14 protein-coding genes are annotated in these 16,036 nt (G+C 64.3%); all 14 read right to left on the bottom strand.

Translation table 11 applies throughout. The features are described 5' to 3' along the window. Positions 1–57 precede the first annotated feature (57 nt). The 14 genes from ACZYZ4_RS03270 to ACZYZ4_RS03205 all read right to left on the bottom strand — a co-directional run bounded on the left by ACZYZ4_RS03270 (position 58) and on the right by ACZYZ4_RS03205 (position 15,940). Positions 58–2,967, bottom strand: a complete 2,910-nt coding sequence (locus tag ACZYZ4_RS03270; RefSeq protein ID WP_463858159.1) for a DEAD/DEAH box helicase — start codon at positions 2,965–2,967, stop codon at positions 58–60. A gap of 24 nt (positions 2,968–2,991) precedes the next feature. Then, positions 2,992–3,786 (bottom strand): twin-arginine translocase subunit TatC, encoded by a 795-nt coding sequence (gene tatC / locus ACZYZ4_RS03265; protein ID WP_463858157.1) that lies wholly within the window; start codon positions 3,784–3,786, stop codon positions 2,992–2,994. Between the two features lie 48 nt (positions 3,787–3,834). After that, complete coding sequence (gene tatA, locus ACZYZ4_RS03260) at positions 3,835–4,110, bottom strand: Sec-independent protein translocase subunit TatA (RefSeq protein ID WP_056340008.1); 276 nt, start codon at positions 4,108–4,110, stop codon at positions 3,835–3,837. A gap of 32 nt (positions 4,111–4,142) precedes the next feature. Further along, complete coding sequence (locus ACZYZ4_RS03255; protein WP_463858155.1) at positions 4,143–4,496, bottom strand: hypothetical protein; 354 nt, start codon at positions 4,494–4,496, stop codon at positions 4,143–4,145. Positions 4,497–4,506: 10 nt separating this feature from the next. Then, positions 4,507–6,492 carry a helix-turn-helix transcriptional regulator gene (locus ACZYZ4_RS03250; RefSeq protein WP_463858153.1) on the bottom strand — a complete coding sequence of 662 codons (1,986 nt, stop codon included), beginning with the start codon at positions 6,490–6,492 and terminating at the stop codon, positions 4,507–4,509. Positions 6,493–6,597: 105 nt separating this feature from the next. Then, on the bottom strand, positions 6,598–6,993 hold the full coding sequence (locus ACZYZ4_RS03245; RefSeq protein ID WP_463858151.1) for an FKBP-type peptidyl-prolyl cis-trans isomerase: 396 nt from the start codon (positions 6,991–6,993) through the stop codon (positions 6,598–6,600). Between the two features lie 40 nt (positions 6,994–7,033). Then, positions 7,034–7,975 carry an FKBP-type peptidyl-prolyl cis-trans isomerase gene (locus ACZYZ4_RS03240; RefSeq protein ID WP_463858149.1) on the bottom strand — a complete coding sequence of 314 codons (942 nt, stop codon included), beginning with the start codon at positions 7,973–7,975 and terminating at the stop codon, positions 7,034–7,036. A 110-nt stretch (positions 7,976–8,085) separates the two neighbouring features. Beyond that, positions 8,086–9,450 carry a Pup--protein ligase gene (gene pafA / locus ACZYZ4_RS03235; protein ID WP_463858147.1) on the bottom strand — a complete coding sequence of 455 codons (1,365 nt, stop codon included), beginning with the start codon at positions 9,448–9,450 and terminating at the stop codon, positions 8,086–8,088. 1 nt (position 9,451) lies between these two features. After that, the gene (gene prcA / locus ACZYZ4_RS03230; protein WP_463858145.1) at positions 9,452–10,183 is read right to left on the bottom strand and encodes a proteasome subunit alpha; all 732 of its coding nucleotides are present in this window, start codon (positions 10,181–10,183) and stop codon (positions 9,452–9,454) included. A 1-nt stretch (position 10,184) separates the two neighbouring features. Beyond that, positions 10,185–11,003: a proteasome subunit beta gene (gene prcB / locus ACZYZ4_RS03225; protein ID WP_463858143.1), complete on the bottom strand. Its 819-nt coding sequence runs from the start codon at positions 11,001–11,003 to the stop codon at positions 10,185–10,187. A gap of 82 nt (positions 11,004–11,085) precedes the next feature. Further along, positions 11,086–11,289, bottom strand: a complete 204-nt coding sequence (locus tag ACZYZ4_RS03220; protein WP_056339984.1) for a ubiquitin-like protein Pup — start codon at positions 11,287–11,289, stop codon at positions 11,086–11,088. A gap of 84 nt (positions 11,290–11,373) precedes the next feature. Further along, positions 11,374–13,047, bottom strand: a complete 1,674-nt coding sequence (gene dop / locus ACZYZ4_RS03215) for a depupylase/deamidase Dop (protein WP_463858141.1) — start codon at positions 13,045–13,047, stop codon at positions 11,374–11,376. Next, a complete protein-coding gene (gene arc, locus ACZYZ4_RS03210; RefSeq protein ID WP_463858139.1) occupies positions 13,044–14,795 on the bottom strand; it encodes a proteasome ATPase in 1,752 nt (583 codons plus the stop codon). The genes dop and arc overlap by 4 nt, the downstream gene beginning before the upstream one ends. A gap of 83 nt (positions 14,796–14,878) precedes the next feature. Next, positions 14,879–15,940, bottom strand: a complete 1,062-nt coding sequence (locus tag ACZYZ4_RS03205; RefSeq protein WP_463858137.1) for a tRNA (adenine-N1)-methyltransferase — start codon at positions 15,938–15,940, stop codon at positions 14,879–14,881. Positions 15,941–16,036 lie beyond the last annotated feature (96 nt).

The following is a 16,036-nucleotide window of genomic DNA, read 5'->3' as shown; positions in this document are numbered from 1 at the left end:
CGAAGCTCCTGGGCTAGGGGGAAGAAGTCAGGCTGCCGGTGCATCAGGGCCGGTACATCAAAGTACGGAAGAGTAGGCCACAACGCCGCGGCGGATAAGCGATATTGCTTCTGCGCAAAGCCTGGACACGCGCGGATCCAGACCGGGAATCTTGGCGAGTTGGTCCAGGAGGTCGATGACCTGTTTGACCCAGCGGACAAAGTCGCCCGCCGCCAGGTCCGTGCCGTTGAGCACCTCCTGGAGGTGCCGTCCCTTGGCCCATTTGTACATGGGCCAGACGAGACCCAGCTCGGGTTCGGCAGTCAGCGGAAGTTTGTTCGCCTCTTCCACGTCCTCCAGGGCCGACCATTCCCGGATCACCACATCCACGGACGATTCAAGCGAGACGCTGGGCATCCGCGGGCGGAGACCCCTGTCTTCGCGTTTGGCCTGGTAGACCAGGACGCTGGCCAGGGCTGCTACTTCGACGGCGTCCAGGTCGTTGAGTGCGCCCAGCCGCAGTGCTTGCGAAATCAGCAGGTCCTTCTCGCCGTAGATCCGGCGGAGCCGCTGGCCGTCTGCGCTGATGGCCAGGCGCCCGTCAGCTCCCGCTTCCAGGTAGCCGTAGGCGGAAAGGACATCGCAGACACGGTCGAAGGTCTTGGCAATGGTGTTGGTTCGGCCCTGGATTTGGCGGATCAGGGCATCCGTCTCCCGGCGCAGCTTCCACCACCGCTCAGACCAGCGCGCGTGGTCTTCACGCTCGCTGCAGCCGTGGCAGGGGTGGGCGCGGAGTGACCTGCGAAGCTCCGTGATGCGTTTCTCCTGATGGGGCAATACGGACCCCAGGCCAAAGTCGGTACTGCGGCCGGGTGCCGGCGGGCGGTTCTCCCGCAGCGCATTCCGGGCCGACGATGCGAGGTCGCGCCGGGACTTCGGGACCTTTGCGTTGAACGACTTCGGGATCCGGATCCGCGTCAGGGGCGCGATGGGGCCTTCAAGGTCCTCCGTACCGATTCGCCTGAGCTGGTTGTCCAGCGTCAGGATGGCGGGCCGTGGCTCCCTGCCGCTGTGGTCCGAACTCAGCACAATCGCCGGCCCGGGAGCCCGCCCTCCCGGGACGTCCACCACGTCGCCCGGCATCAGCCGCGCCAGCGAGTCTTCGTTCAGGGACTTGTGGGCCCGGGACTTGCTGCGCGAGGTGACATTTTCGGCGTCGGACAGTTCACGGCGCAACCGGGCATACTCGGTGAAGTCTCCGAGGTGGCAGGTCATGGATTTCGCGTATCCGGCGAGGGACTCTTCGCGGCTGCGCACCTGCTTCGCAAGACCAACAACGGACCGGTCCGCCTGGAACTGCGCGAAGGAGGATTCAAGGATTTCCCGCGCACGGGCGCGGCCAAACTGCGCCAACAGGTTGATGCTCATGTTATACGTCGGCCGGAAGCTTGAGTTCAGCGGATACGTACGCCGCGAGGCGAGGCCGGCAACGGCAGCAGGGTCCGTGCCGGGCTGCCAGAGTACAACGGCGTGGCCTTCGACGTCGATGCCACGGCGGCCGGCGCGGCCGGTCAGCTGCGTATACTCCCCCGCGGTGATGTCCACATGGGCTTCGCCATTAAACTTGTCGAGCTTTTCCAGGACCACGGAGCGGGCGGGCATGTTGACGCCCAGGGCCAAGGTTTCGGTGGCGAACACAGCCTTGACCAAGCCCTCGACAAAGAGTTTCTCCACCACTTCCTTGAAGGTGGGAAGCATGCCGGCATGATGGGCCGCGAAACCACGCAGCAGGCCGTCCCGCCACGTCCAGAAGCCCAGGACGTCCAGGTCCTCAGACGGGATGTCCTGCCCGGCCTCGTCAACGCGCTGGGCAATGATCTGCTGCTCCTTCTCCGTGGTCAGCCAGAGTCCGGAGGAGACACACTGAGCAACGGCGGCGTCGCAGCCTGCCCGCGAGAAGATAAACGTAATGGCCGGCAGAAGGTCCTGCCGGCCCAGGCTCGCGATGACCTGGGGCCGGCTGGCCTTCCGGACGGCGCCGGGCTGTGCCCCCTGCCTGGGGCGGTCCTCTGTCCGCTGCCGGTGCTGCCGGCGCTGGCTTCGTCCGCCGTGGCCGAACCGTCCGGCGAAACTTTGCTGGCCTTCGCTGCGGGCCATTTTGAGCAGGTCCGGATTGACCTCGAACCCCGGGCGGTCGGCGTCATTGGTGGCTGCGGTGAGCAGCTCCTGGACCGGTATCGGAGCTCCGGTCTCCGCATCCGCGGGCGGCGCGATTTCGTCAAAGGTGGTTTCTCCGGCGAACAGGTCCACGATGTCCCGGCCCACCATGACGTGCTGCCACAGGGGAACCGGACGGTGCTCGGAGACGATGATGTCGGTGTCGCCGCGCACGGTGTCCAGCCAGGCGCCGAATTCTTCTGCGTTGGAAACTGTGGCGCTGAGCGAAGCTACCTGGACTTCACTGGGGAGGTGGATGATGACTTCCTCCCAGACGGCACCACGGAACCGGTCCGCGAGGTAGTGGACTTCGTCCATGACCACAAAACCGAGGTCATCCAGGGTGTCCGAATCTGCGTAGAGCATGTTCCGGAGGACTTCCGTGGTCATGACCACTACGGGGGCGTCGCCATTGATGCTGGTGTCCCCCGTCAGGAGGCCGACGTTTTCCGCCCCGTACTTTTCGGAGAGTTCCGTGAATTTCTGATTGCTCAGTGCCTTGATCGGGGTGGTGTAGAAGGCCTTAAGGTTTCGTTCCAAAGCGAGGTAGATGGCAAATTCTCCCACGATGGTCTTGCCGGCGCCGGTAGGGGCAGCCACCAGCACTCCCTTGCCCTCTTGGAGGGAGCGGCAGGCGAGTCGCTGGAATTCGTCAAGTTCAAAATCAAGGGTGCGGACAAACCCCCCGAGGTAGGTGCCCGCTTCGGCCGTGCGTTCCGCGCTGGCCCGGTAGCTTTCAGAGGGCGAGAGTGGCCCGGAAATAGAGGACATGCCTCAAGCCTAGTGCGCCGCGCGCTACAGGTTCTTCAGTTCGCTGCCGGGCGTCGCGATGTTGGCTGTCGCGTCCGTCTCGGCAGCCTGTTTCGCCACGCGCTTGTCACGGCGCTTGTCGTTGAAGATGCAGAGCCCGATCGCCGCGAAGAACAGAATCAACAGCGGCGCAGCAAGCAGGAACATGGACAACGCGTCTGTGCCTGGTGCGGCCAGGGCGGCGAGGACAAAGACCAGGAAGACGATTATCCGCCAGGCTTTGAGGATGGTCCGGCCCCTGACTACACCAGCCATGTTGATGCCGACCAGGATTACGGGAACCAGGAAAGAGATCCCGAGGATAAGCAACATCTGGGTAGCGAATGTCAGGTAGTCGGTGGCCGAGATGTTGTTGGCGCCGGTGGCGGGCGTGAACTGCAGCAGCGCCCTGACCACGGTGGGGAATACGAGCCAGGCTACAAACACGCCGGCCAGGAACAGGGGCACAGCGGCTGCCATAAAGCCGAGCGTGTAGCCGCGTTCCTTCTTGGTCAGCCCCGGCGTGATAAAAGCCCACACCTGATAGATCCAGACAGGGCTGGAGATAACCAGCCCTATCTGGATGGCAATCTGAATCTTGAAGGCAAAAGGATCTGCGATGGTCGCAAAGTTCAGGACTGCGGTGCGCCCCGTATCCCGGGCAATGGAAATCAGCGGGTCCGACAGGTTGGCGACAACAGGGTCGTAAAGGAACCAGCCACCCACACCGGCAAGCAGCACAGCAATTGCCGATTTGATCAGCCGGTTCTTGAGTTCCTTGAGGTGGTCCCAAAGAGCCATCCGCCCCTCAGGGTTGGACTTACGGCCCCGCGTCAGTGCCACTTCGGGTTAAGCGCGGGTCGACGGCGGAACGTCAGTGCCGTCGGTCGGCTCACCGGGCTTCGCCGGCGGGTGGTTAACGATCTTGCCTTCCACCGGGCCGGAAGCCGTATCGGTGGAGTCGGTTTTGCCGTCGTTCTTCATTTCCTTGACCTCGGACTTGATGATCCGCATGGACTGGCCAAGGCTTCGCGCCATGGCAGGGAGTTTGGGCGCGGCGAAAAGCAACAGCGCAACGACGATGATAATGACAATTGGCCACGGGCCATCAAAGAGTCTTCCCACGGGAAATCCTTTCCTCTAACAACATCCTACGTCTAACTGAGATTGAGATCGCGAAGTGACTGGGGCTGGCCCCGGTCGTGCTTCCGCTGGACGCGCCTCAGGCGGCGGCCCTCACGGCGGGATGACTTGGATGCGTCGTAATCATGACGCATCTGGGCCGGTGAGGCAAAAACAGCCGCACCGGGCTGAGCTGACCCTGGCGGCTGTATGCCGTCATCGACGATGGCCGATGCCGGTGCCAGGTGTGCAAGTTTGGCTCCGGCTGCGCCCAGGTCCTTCATCACCGTCATAAACTGGCGGTACAGCCGGATGCCCAGGAGGACATAAAAGAGCAGGGAGAGCGCAATAAGCGCAATCCAGATCAGAATCCAGGACCACCAAGGCATGCTGAAGAGTCTAGCCGCCGTACCGGGCCAGGGCCGCCTCGATCCAGTCCAACGCTGCCGCCCCAAGCTCGGACGGTTCGAGGATCCGGGCGGCCCCACCGTGCTGGGCCACGAACATGGGCAGCCAGGCCGTACTGCCGAACCGGATCTCGGCTACGAGGCCGCCGTCGGGAAGAGGCGCCACACGTTCGGCGTAATAGTCGTCCGCCAAGCCGGCGCCCTGCCTGGTGAGCTGTACGAGGACCGTGGTGTCGTCGTCATTGGGGGTGAACAGCTTGGCCGGGAAGTCTTCCCCGGCCCGGACCTGCGTGGATGTGGGATTTCCGTTCGAGTGGACCTCCTGCACCCTGTCCAGCCTGAAGTTCCGCAGCCCCTGGGCCGAATGGCAGTAAGCCTCGAAGTACCAGGTGTTATCCAGGGAATACAGGCGGAGCGGGTCCACGTCACGTTCTGAGACCTGGTCGCGCTGGGCGGAAAAGTAGACGAGCCGCAGCTGCGACCGTTCCTGGATGGCATCACGGACAACGTCAAGGACGGCTGAATCCGCTGGGCCCACCTCCGGACCGGCAAGAGAACCTGCCCGCAGCCCTTCCTCGCCGGCCACTGCCATCAGCTTGAGCGTCACCGACTCCAGTGCGCCGCCCTCGGCAAGTTCGGGAAGCCCGTTGAGCGTCTCGAGCCCGGTCAGCAGCGCACAGGCCTCGTCCACAGTGAACCGGACCGGCCTCTTGAGATCCAGGTCCTGGGTGATGTAAACGTGGCCTTCTTCCCAATGGATGTCCAGAAGGTCGTCAGGGTATCCCTCGGGAAGTCCGGAGCAGATGAGGATCCGCAGGTCGTTTTCCAGCTCCCCGGGCGTGACACCAAAGCGGGCCGCGACGTCCTGGATGTGGAGGCCCTGGTTGTGGACCAGGAACGGAACCAGCTGCAGCATGCGCTTGAGCTGGTCCTCAGAGGTGCGTTTGCGGACGGTTCGGCCCCGCGGTGCGTCCGCAAACAAATAGGCAGGGCTGGGAGCGGCGCAGAAAGCGGCCGCGTTGCGCAGGCGGTGCCGCACGGCTGCCGCCAGCTCTTCGGGAGCATGTGCCACAGCGTCCGGGCCATAGGAGGCAAGCTCCTCGGCCAGCACCTCAGCGTCCCTGAAGTTGACCTGCAGCCGTTCGTAGCCGGCGTCGGGCGTTCCTGCACTCCCGGCGGGACCCGGCGTGGTGCGCCGGCGCAGGCCAAGGAGGCGTCCCTCCCGGACGTCCACGACGGCGGTCCGGAGCGGGAGTTCCGGAAGCCGGTCCAGTTCTGCGCGGACATTGAAGTTCGGCGGCGCCGAGTACGTTTCTTTCTCCAACACCGTGACGGGACCCGTGAACCGGGAAAGCCGGAAGTGGCGCGGCGCCTCGCGCGAGCGGTCGTAGCCTGTCAGATACCACTGGCCAAAGCGGCTGCCGAGGCCCCACGGCTCCACCGTCCGTTGCTCTTCCTTGCCGGTGGTGCCTGCCAGGTAGGGGAAGCTGACGGGGTGCTGGGCGTGCATGGCTGCCACAACATCATCAAAGGCCTGGCCCGCCGGCCGTATCCGCGGCTGCACGCCAACGGGAAGTTCGACGTCGGACAAGGTACCGGAGGCCTGGAGCTTGCGGAGGGCGTTGGCGGCCGCGGTTCCCAGGGCGGCACGCTCCCACAACTGGGACGCCAGCAGAAGGACGGTCCACTCCCCCGGGCTGAGCTGCACATCGGGCAGGCGGTTCGATTCCTTGCCGACGCGGTAGCGGGTGGTGGCCGGGTCATCTTCGCTCCAGCCGTGGTCCGTCACGGTTTCCACATCGAACCCGAACTGACGGAGGTCGTTCTTGTCCCGCTCAAACATCCTGCCGAAGGCCACATCGTTGCCGGACGTGTCGTGGTAGACCTTCGCCCGCAACTCGGCGCGGCGCAGGCCGTATTTGGTGTTCAGCAGGGCGATCAGAAGGTTCAGCAGGCGTTCAGTACGGGAGACGGACACGCTGGCTACGTTACTAAACTCCTCCTCGGAAAGCAGAAAGCGCGGCAACAACAGGAAAACAGAATCCTGATTGTTACCGCGCCTTCCGGCCCTACAATGCTTCGGTCAGCGGACGCCCATGAGGTCCACCACGAAGATCAGCGCTTCGTTGGGGCCGATGGCCCCGCCGGCGCCGCGGGAGCCGTATGCCAGTTCGGAAGGAATCTCCAGGCGACGGCGGCCGCCCACCTTCATACCCAGCAGGCCCTGGTCCCAGCCCTGGATGACCTGGCCCACGCCCACGCGGAAGTCCAGCGGGGCGCCGCGGCCCCAGGAAGCGTCGAACTCTTCGCCGGTGGACCAGGCCACGCCGACGTAGTGGGTGGAGACGGTGTCGCCCTTTTTGGCCTCGGCACCGTCACCCTCGATGAGGTCGGTGATGACCAGTTCGGTGGGGACATCGCCTTGCGGGAAGTCAATTTCCGGCTTCTGGCGGTCGAAATCGCGCTGACCAAATGACATGGTTGCTCCTTTGTTTCTTGGGTGGGTGATGTGTTGGAAGTTATTTGACGCCGAGGATGTCCACAACGAAGACAAGGTCACCCTTGGCTTCGCCCTGGCCGGCATCACCGTACGCGAGGTCCTTGGGGACCACCAGGAGGACCCGGGAGCCCACCGTCTTGCCCGCCAGTCCCTGGGTCCAGCCCGGAATGACGCCGGTCAACGGGAAGCTGGCCGGCTCACCGCGGTCAAAGCTTGAATCAAATTTGGTGCCGCCCACGAGGTTGACCCCCACATAGTTGACGGTCAGCGTGTCGGTTTCCTTAACCTCCGCGCCCTTGCCCTTGATCAGGTCCTGGGAGACGAGTGCTGTGGGCGCAGCGACACCGTCAACGGAGATCTCCGGCACGCCCTGGTCATTGTCCTTCACGGTCGGCAGGCCAGCCGGCGGGGTGACAGTCTCGCCTTCAGGCTTTTCGAGAGGAGCGACAGGCTGCGGGACATCCTTGGTGGAGAGCACCTTGATCAGGAGAAGCTGCGTTGGCTGGGCGGCGGCGCCTTCAGCGGTTGCGGCCTGGCCCGGGATGGCCAAGGCAAGGCTCGAGCCGATCTTCGAGCCAACAAACGCGCTATAGATGACCGGGCTCTGGGTCTTGAGTTCCTCGTTCAGCTCCAGCGGTTCGGGCTCGCCGGGGAAGGTGTCCTCCAGCGTGGATCCGTCCGCACCGCTGAGCGCGAGGATGGAGATATTTGCGACCTGGTTCTCTTTGACCCGGTCGCCGTCACCTTCGGTGACCACCTTGATGGTGGGTTCGGTGACCTCGAGGGGCTTGGAGAACTCGACACCGGGAGCCTTCTTGTCCCCGTTGTCCGTCAGTTTCAGAGAGTCGAACTTGGCAGTGTCACCGGCAGACTGGCTGGTGGGTTCCGGTGCTGCGGGCGAACCGCCACAAGCGGTAAGCAGCAGCAGGCCGGGGATCAGGATTGCTAGGAGTCGGCGCACGTAAGAGAACTTTCGTCGGGGCAGGGTGGACGCGGTACCGGAGTCAGGCGCTCGGCACCGCTGCAAGGCCAAGGAACGACCCCATCAAGGATAGCCCGTGAACCTGAACGTCAGCCCATAGAGCTCAGAAGGGCATCCACCCGCTCATCGACGCTCCGGAAGGGATCCTTGCACAGGATGGTCTGGTGCGCGCGGTCGTTCAGTTTCAGGTGCACCCAGTCAACCGTGTAGTCCCTGCCCAGTTCCTGGGCGCGCCGGACGAAGTCGCCCCTCAGCTTGGCCCGGGTGGATTGCGGTGGCACGTCGACGGCGTCTTTGATCACGGTATCGTCCACAACCCGCCGAACGGCACCCCTGGACTGCAGGATGTAGTACAGTCCGCGGGTCCGCGAAATGTCATGGTACGTAAGATCCAGCTGGGCAATCCTGGGCGCATCCAGCCCCAGGCCGTGCCGCTGCCGGTAGTTGTCCATCAGTTTTTTCTTGATGGCCCAGTCGATTTCCGTGTCGATGGTGCTGGTGTCACCGCTCTCGATCGCGTTCAGGGTCCGTTGCCAAAGATCAAGGATGAACGGAACGTGGGCATTGTGGGCCCCATGCTCCTGAACAAAGGCCGTGACCTTGGTGAGGTACTCCTGCTGGATCTCCAGGGCTGTGAGCTGGCGGCCGTTGGCAAGGCGAACCAGGGCCCTTCCACTGAGGTCGTGGGAAATCTCGCGGATGCTGCGAATGGGATTTTCCATCCTCATGTCGCGCATGATCACCCCCGCCTCGATCATGCGCAGGATGAGGTCCACGGTTCCGACCTTGAGCAGGGCCGTGGCTTCGGACATGTTGGAGTCGCCCACAATGACATGGAGCCGGCGGAAGAACTCGGCGTCGGCGTGCGGTTCATCGCGGGTGTTGATAATGGGCCGTGACCGGGTGGTGGCGGAGGAAACGCCCTCCCAGATGTGGTCTGCCCGCTGGGAAAACGCATACGTGGCCCCGTGCGGAGTCTTAAGGATCTTTCCTGCGCCGGCGATCAGCTGGCGGGTCACCAGAAAGGGGATCAGGATCTCCGCGAGCCGGGAGAATTCGCCGCGGCGTGGGATGAGGTAGTTTTCATGGCTGCCGTAGGAGTTGCCGGCCGAATCGGTGTTGTTCTTGAACAGGTAGACAGTGCCGTTGAATCCTTCCGCAGCCAGCCTTGCCTGCGCCTCGTCAACGAGGTCGTCCAGGATCAGCTCGCCCGCGCGGTCATGCGCAATGAGCTGCGCCAGGTCATCGCATTCGGCCGTGGCGTATTCAGGGTGTGAGCCGACGTCGAGGTACAGCCGGGAACCGTTGGTCAGGAACACGTTGGATGACCGTCCCCAGCTGACCACCTTGCGGAACAGGTACCGGGCCACTTCTTCCGGGGCCAACGGCCTCGAATCGGGGCTCGAATACGAGATTCCGAACTCGGTCTCGATACCGAAGATTCTCTTGTCCATCTCAGTCCTCCTCAGCAAGCAGCGCCGTGATATCAGCATCGTTGAGCCGCCGGAAGGCCCTGCGGAAACCCCGGGAGGTCTCCGACTGCCTGTCCAGGACGGCAACCTCCACGGCCTTGGCCGGAAGGGTTACTCCCGCTTCGCCCTGGTCAGAGGCCTGGTCCGCGCCGCTGGCCAGTCCGCCGGTAGCCAGGCGGACAGCGCCGGCGAACCGCAGCGACGGTCGCCAGCCCTCGGCGATGACCGCAGAGACACGCTCTGCCTGCCCGCCCATCACGATGAAGCCGCGCTCGTCAGCGATGGACCCGTCGAACGTGAGTCGGTAGAGGTGGTCCAGTTCCGGCGTGGGGCCAACTTCGGCGACGGCCAGTTCCACTTCAAAGGGTTTCTGTTCCGCGGTGAAGACGGCACCGAGGCTTTGCGCATAGACGCTCGCGAGCCCCCGTGCTGTGACGTCCTCACGGTCGTAGGAGTAACCACGGACATCCGCGTACCGCACCCCGGCCTGGCGCAGGCTTTCGAATTCGTTGTACTTGCCGACGGCGGCAAAGGCGATTTTGTCGTAGATCTCGCCGATCTTGTGCAGTGAGGGCGAAGGGTTTTCAGCGACCAGGGCAATGCCGTCCTGGCAGCTGATGACCACCACGGACCTGCCGCGGGCGATGCCCTTCCGTGCGAAGTCCGCACGGTCCTTCATCAGTTGTTCAGGCGAGACATAGAACTGCTGCGTCATCTCAGGCCTCCCGCCGCTCGGCGGACCTGGCTTCGATAATCCTGCCCGCCACAGCGGCGAGCTCGGATTCGGGGATGCGCCGGGCGCCATCCCTGTTCACGGTGTACACCACCGGCCACAATTGGCGGACAGGATCCGGACCACCCGTGGCGGAGTCGTCGTCGGCCGCGTCGTAAAGGGACTCGACCGCCACGGAGACTGCCTCGGCTTCAGCGAGGTTGGGCCGCCAGAGCTTCTTCAGGGCGCCGCGGGCGAACACGGAACCGGAGCCGACAGTGTGGTGCTCGCGTTCCTCGTACCTGCCGCCGGTGACATCGTAGGAGAAGAGCCGGCCCACGCCGGCAGTTGTGTCGAAGCCGGCGAACAGCGGCACGACGGCGAGTCCCTGGAGGGCCATCGGCAGATTTCCGCGGATCATGGCCCCCAGCCGGTTGGCTTTGCCGTCGAGGCTCAGCAGGGTGCCCTCGATCTTTTCGTAGTGCTCCAGCTCCACCTGGAAGAGCCTCGTGAGGTCAATCGCAATGCCGGCCGTGCCGGCGATCCCCAGCACCGAAAACCTGTCGGCCGGGAACACCTTTTCGATGTGCCGGCTGGCAATGACATTGCCCATGGTGGCCCGCCGGTCGCCGGCCATCAGGACGCCGCCGCCATAACTCATCGCCACGATCGTGGTGGCATGGGGCACCTGCAGCGGAGTAGCCGCCGCTGCAGCAGGCATAGCAAGGTTGTACGGAAGCAGGTCCGGCCGGTCCCGCTGCAGATGCTCGGTGAATGAGGATGTCGCGTTGCCGGCTACCTGGTTGGCGCTTGTTTCCTGCACTGATGCACTCCTTGTACGTGGTCCTTCAACGTCGGTACAGATTCCGGCCGGACGCGGCTTCCACCACCCATCCGGATCCGGGTTACTGGCCGCCTTTTTGGACGAAGGCGCGGACGAACTCCTCGGCGTTGGACTCCAGGACGCCGTCGATTTCATCAAGGAGGTCGTCGACGCCCTGGGTGGCAGCCGATGCCTGGGCTTCCGGGGCTGCCGGAGGTGCCTCCGGGATCTCGTCCTCGACCTGGCTGTCGTGTGATTGTGGCTTCTGCTGCTCCTGGCCTGCCATGGTGATCACTCCTCTAAAATCCTCGGATCCGGACGGATCTGCTGATACGCCCATATTGCCACGCTGTCCGCCCGACGGCACGGTTTACGCCGCAGGCGGAGCCGTGTTATGCCCCAAAAGCTCGGCGAGGAACGGACCTGCCGTCCGGTGGCGGGCAAAGAGCCCTCCCGTGAGGGCCTTGGTACCGCGCAGGGGTTCCCGGGTTGGCACGCGCTGTAACCGGCCGTAGCCCGGCACATCGAAGATGACAGAGTCCCAGCTGGCCCCCACCACGTCTTTGCCGAAGCTGCTGATGCACCGTCCGCGGAAGAAAGCACGCGTGTCCGACGGCGGTTCGGTCATCGCTGCGGCGATGGCACCATCGTCGACGATCCGCTGCATCCGGTTCCTTGCCAGGAACCGGTAGTACAGTCCCTTCTCCGGCCTGATGTCTGCCCACTGGAGGTCCACGAGGCCGAGCCTTGCGTCACCCCAGGCAAGGTTGTCGCGGTTCCGGTAGCCGTCGAGGAGGGAGAGTTTGGCCAGCCACTCCACGGAGGTGGCCGCCGCGTTCCTGTCGGAATCGAGCTGGGTCAGCGTGGCAGCCCAGCGTTCCAGCACCACATGCGTATGGCCGTCCCCGTCCACGGCATCGGCAACGCCGGTGTCCTGCGCCAGTTTTGCCGCCGCCTCGTGGTAAATCCATTGCAGGTCCAGGGCCGTCACGCGGCGCCCGTCCAGCAGCCTGAGTTTGGCTGTCAGCGACGTATCGTGGCTGACTGCCTGGAGGGCTGCGACGGGTTCGTGGACCTCCACCTTGGGCGCCAGCCCGGCCTCGATCAGGCTCAGGACCATGGCCGTGGTGCCGAACTTGAGGTAGTTGGAGGACTGGCTCAGGTTGGCGTCACCGATGATCACATGCAGACGCCGGTATTTGTCGGCGGTGGCGTGCGGTTCGTCTCGGGTATTGATGATGGGACGCCGGATGGTGGTTTCCAGGCCCACCTCCGCCTCGAAGAAATCTGCGCGCTGGCTGATCTGGTACCCGGGTGTGGAGCTGTCCTGCCCCAGGCCCACCCGCCCGGCGCCGCATATGATCTGGCGCGTGACGAAGAATGGCGTCAACCCCCGAACGATGTCACCGAAGGGCACCGAGCGCGGCATGAGGTAGTTCTCGTGGGAGCCGTAGGAGACGGACTTGTTGTCCGTATTGTTCTTGTACAGGTTGACCGGGGGCAGCTCGCGATCCGCGGCCAAGCGACGGACGGCCGCCAGCGCGACGAGGTCCCCGGCTGCATCCCAGATCACCGCATCGCGGGGGTTGGTCACCTCGGCACTGGAATACTCCGGGTGGGCATGATCCACGTACAGGCGGGCTCCGTTGCCCAGGACCATGTTCATCAGGAGACTTCCGGACCCGTCCTCGCCGTCCAGTTCCAGTTCCTCGCGGCCGTAGGCAAGCGCCACCGCTTCGGCGTCGAGTACCGGCGGCTGGTCTGTCAGCTGGCTGGGGTGGGCCGAGGCCCGCTCCAGGGTCCAGCCACGGGCGTCGTGGAGGGGCTCCTCGTCCGTGTAATCCCACCGGGTCTCTGCCCCTCCGGCAGCCCTTTGCCGCGTCACCTGCGCATAAGCCTGGACAACACGGGCGGACATCATGGTGGCGTTTGCTCCGGGCGCAGACGGGGCGTGGATGCCGTATTCCGTTTCCGCCCCCATGACGCGCATGGCCCCGCCGGCCGGGAGCCCTCCCCCGCCGGCGCGTTCCGGGGCTGCCGTCACAGGTACTGTCCCGTGTTCGGCATCGTCTCGATGGACTTGCCGGGCTCCTGGCCTGCCTTACCCTGCACGATGGTGCGGATGTAAGTGATCCGCTCCCCCTTCTTGCCTGAGATCCTCGCCCAGTCGTCCGGGTTGGTGGTGTTGGGCATGTCCTCGTGCTCGCGGAATTCGTCCACCACGGCACGCAGCAGGTGCTCGATCCGAAGACCCTTCTGATGCAGTGTCAGGAGATCCTTGATGGCGTACTTCTTGGCCCGGTCCACAACGTTCTGGACAACGGCGCCTGAATTGAAGTCCTTGAAGTAGAGCATCTCCGTATCGCCGTTGGCGTAGGTGACTTCGAGGTACTCGTTGGACTTCTCCGTGGAGTACATGGCTTCAACCGTGCGCTGGACCATGGCGTCCACCGTCGCCTGGACGTCGCCGCTGTGTTCGGCAAGGTCGGACTCGTGGAACGGCAGGTCAGTGGTGATGTATTTGTTGAAGATGTCCGCCGCGGCCTCTGCATCGGGGCGCTGGATCTTCACTTTCACGTCCAGTCGGCCGGGACGGAGGATGGCGGGGTCGATCATGTCCTCGCGGTTGGATGCGCCGATCACAATGACGTTGTCCAGCCGCTCCACGCCATCGATCTCACTCAGCAGCTGCGGGACGATGGTGGTTTCGACGTCGGAGGAGATCCCGGTTCCGCGCGTACGGAACAGAGAATCCATTTCATCAAAGAAAACCACCACGGGGCTGCCGTCCGAGGCCTTCTCGCGGGCCCGGGAGAAGATGAGGCGGATATGGCGCTCTGTCTCGCCCACGTACTTGTCCAGAAGCTCCGGACCCTTGATGTTGAGGAAGTAGCTCTTCAGGTCCACATTGCCGGACCGCTCCGCCGCGCGGGCGGCCAGCGAGTTGGCAACAGCCTTTGCAATCAGGGTTTTGCCGCACCCTGGCGGACCGTACAACAGAATGCCCTTCGGGGCTTTCAGTCCATGCTCGCGGTAGAGGTCCGGGTGCAGGAACGGCAGTTCCACAGCATCCCGGATCTGCTCGATCTGCGGACCCAGGCCGCCGATGTCCTCGTAGGTGATGTCGGGGACTTCTTCGAGGACCAGGTTTTCCACTTCGGAGCGGGGCACCTTTTCGAGGGCGTAACCGGTGCGCGAGTCGATGGACAGCGCGTCCCCCACCCTGAGCTTTTCGGTGAGCAGGGCCCCGGAAAGCCTGATGACACGTTCCTCGTCGGCACGCCCCACCACCAATGCGCGGTCCGTTCCGAGCATTTCCTTGAGGGTGGCGAGTTCACCGGCGCGTTCATAGCCGAGACCGGCCACAACCAGCAGTGCCTCGTTGAGGAGGACCTCCTGGCCGACCGCCAGCTGGTTGATGTTGACCAGGGGGCTGATGCCCACCCGCATCTTCCGGCCGGCGTTGAAAATATCCGCCGATTCCTCAGTGGCAGCCTGGCCGCTGTTGCCCGGTGACGGCAGCCGCCTGGGATTGAGCTGGAGGACGGTGCCGAAGCTGTACGGGGGCTGGCCCTCCTGGTCCAGGGCATTCTTGAGCCGCAGGATCTCGGCCTTGGCCGCTTCCAGCATGCTGACCAGCTTGGCGTTGTTCTGCGTGGCGGCTGCCAGCTGGCGGTCAATGTGCCTGAGTTTGTCTCGGAGGACATTGGCCTGCCGGTCCGCAGCCGACAGTTCGTTGGCGGCCGACTGCTCCGCCGGTGTACGTCCGGAGTCCTGATTCGGCGTCTCCATGGTGCATCAGCCCCTTCCTGCTCTTCTTCTTAAGACCTTAGCCCCAAGTTGGCAGGTACTGCTGGCGACTCCCGAAATGTGGACTAGTTCGTGATCTCCGGTTCGTCCTTGACGTTGGTGCCGGCGATGGCGTCCCGCGCGGCGCGGCGGAGCTTTTTGTCGGAGACGAGGCGTTCGCCGACGGCACCGGGTGTCCAGGCGTTGACGTCTTCTTCGTTGAAGCCAGTCTTCGAGGGACGGCGCTTGACGGAGATGCCGGTAACGCCGTCGGCTAGCCGGCGGGTGACCAGCAGGAAGCCGGTGTGGGCAACCATGCGGTGGTCCGGGCGGACGGCCAAGCCCTCAAGGTGCCAGCCGCGGACCATGGACTCCCAGGCGTCGGGTTCGGTGAAGCGGCCGTCAGCCCTGATGGCCTCCGCGGTCCGGGACAGCTGGGTGACCGTGGCCACGTAGTTGATCCAGACACCGCCGGGTGCGAGAACGGTGGCGACGGCATCGAGGCACTCCCAGGGTGCCAGCATGTCCAGCACTACACGGTCCACGGATCCGGGCGCCTCAGTGCGGACTACTTCCTCCTGGAAGTCGCCGAGTGAAATTTTCCACGCCGGGTGCGGGCCGCCAAAGATGGTTTCCACGTTCCCCCGGGCAATGTCCGCAAATTCCTCCCGGCGTTCGAAGGAGTGTAGGTAGCCGTTGTCGCCAACAGCCCGGAGTAGCGAGATGGACAGCGCTCCCGAGCCAACTCCGGCTTCAACGACCCTGGCGCCGGGGAAGATATCGGCCATGGTGACGATCTGCCCGGCGTCCTTCGGGTAGACCACTGCGGCGCCACGCGGCATGGAGAGGACAAAATCCGAGAGGAGCGGGCGCAGCGTCTGGTACTGCTGGCCGACGTTGTTCACGACGACGGAGCCATCAGCCTTTCCGATGATCTCGTCGTGGTTCAGGAAACCGCGGTGCGTGTGGAAGGCGCCGCCGCTTTCGAGGGTGATGGTGTTCATGCGGCCGCGCTCGTCGGTCAGCTGGACCCGTTCGCCTTCACGGAACGGTCCGCGGCGGCGGGCAGCTCCCACCGGCTGGGTGCCATTGGCGGCAACACCGGTGGTGGATGGTGCTGCGGCTTCGGCGACAGATTCGCTGCTCATGGATTTTCCTCGCTCCTGTAAAACTGTGGGGCCACGCATCGAAATAGGTCCGCCCGGTGCGGCGCAGGCCTCCGCGCGACGGCAATGCACGGCCGG

This window comes from Pseudarthrobacter adonitolis (assembly GCF_055412845.1).
The sequence above is the reverse complement of the archived record's forward strand: the minus strand, read 5'-3'. Positions and strand labels throughout refer to the sequence as shown.

Bases quoted from the DNA above. Each gene is read 5' to 3' on its own strand.
- ACZYZ4_RS03270 (WP_463858159.1), bottom strand. From the start codon at position 2,967: ATGTCCTCTATTTCCGGGCCACTCTCGCCCTCTGAAAGCTACCGGGCC.
- tatC (WP_463858157.1), bottom strand. From the start codon at position 3,786: ATGGCTCTTTGGGACCACCTCAAGGAACTCAAGAACCGGCTGATCAAA.
- ACZYZ4_RS03255 (WP_463858155.1), bottom strand. From the start codon at position 4,496: ATGCCTTGGTGGTCCTGGATTCTGATCTGGATTGCGCTTATTGCGCTC.
- ACZYZ4_RS03245 (WP_463858151.1), bottom strand. From the start codon at position 6,993: ATGTCATTTGGTCAGCGCGATTTCGACCGCCAGAAGCCGGAAATTGAC.
- pafA (WP_463858147.1), bottom strand. From the start codon at position 9,450: ATGGACAAGAGAATCTTCGGTATCGAGACCGAGTTCGGAATCTCGTAT.
- prcA (WP_463858145.1), bottom strand. From the start codon at position 10,183: ATGACGCAGCAGTTCTATGTCTCGCCTGAACAACTGATGAAGGACCGT.
- ACZYZ4_RS03220 (WP_056339984.1), bottom strand. From the start codon at position 11,289: ATGGCAGGCCAGGAGCAGCAGAAGCCACAATCACACGACAGCCAGGTC.
- arc (WP_463858139.1), bottom strand. From the start codon at position 14,795: ATGGAGACGCCGAATCAGGACTCCGGACGTACACCGGCGGAGCAGTCG.
- ACZYZ4_RS03205 (WP_463858137.1), bottom strand. From the start codon at position 15,940: ATGAGCAGCGAATCTGTCGCCGAAGCCGCAGCACCATCCACCACCGGT.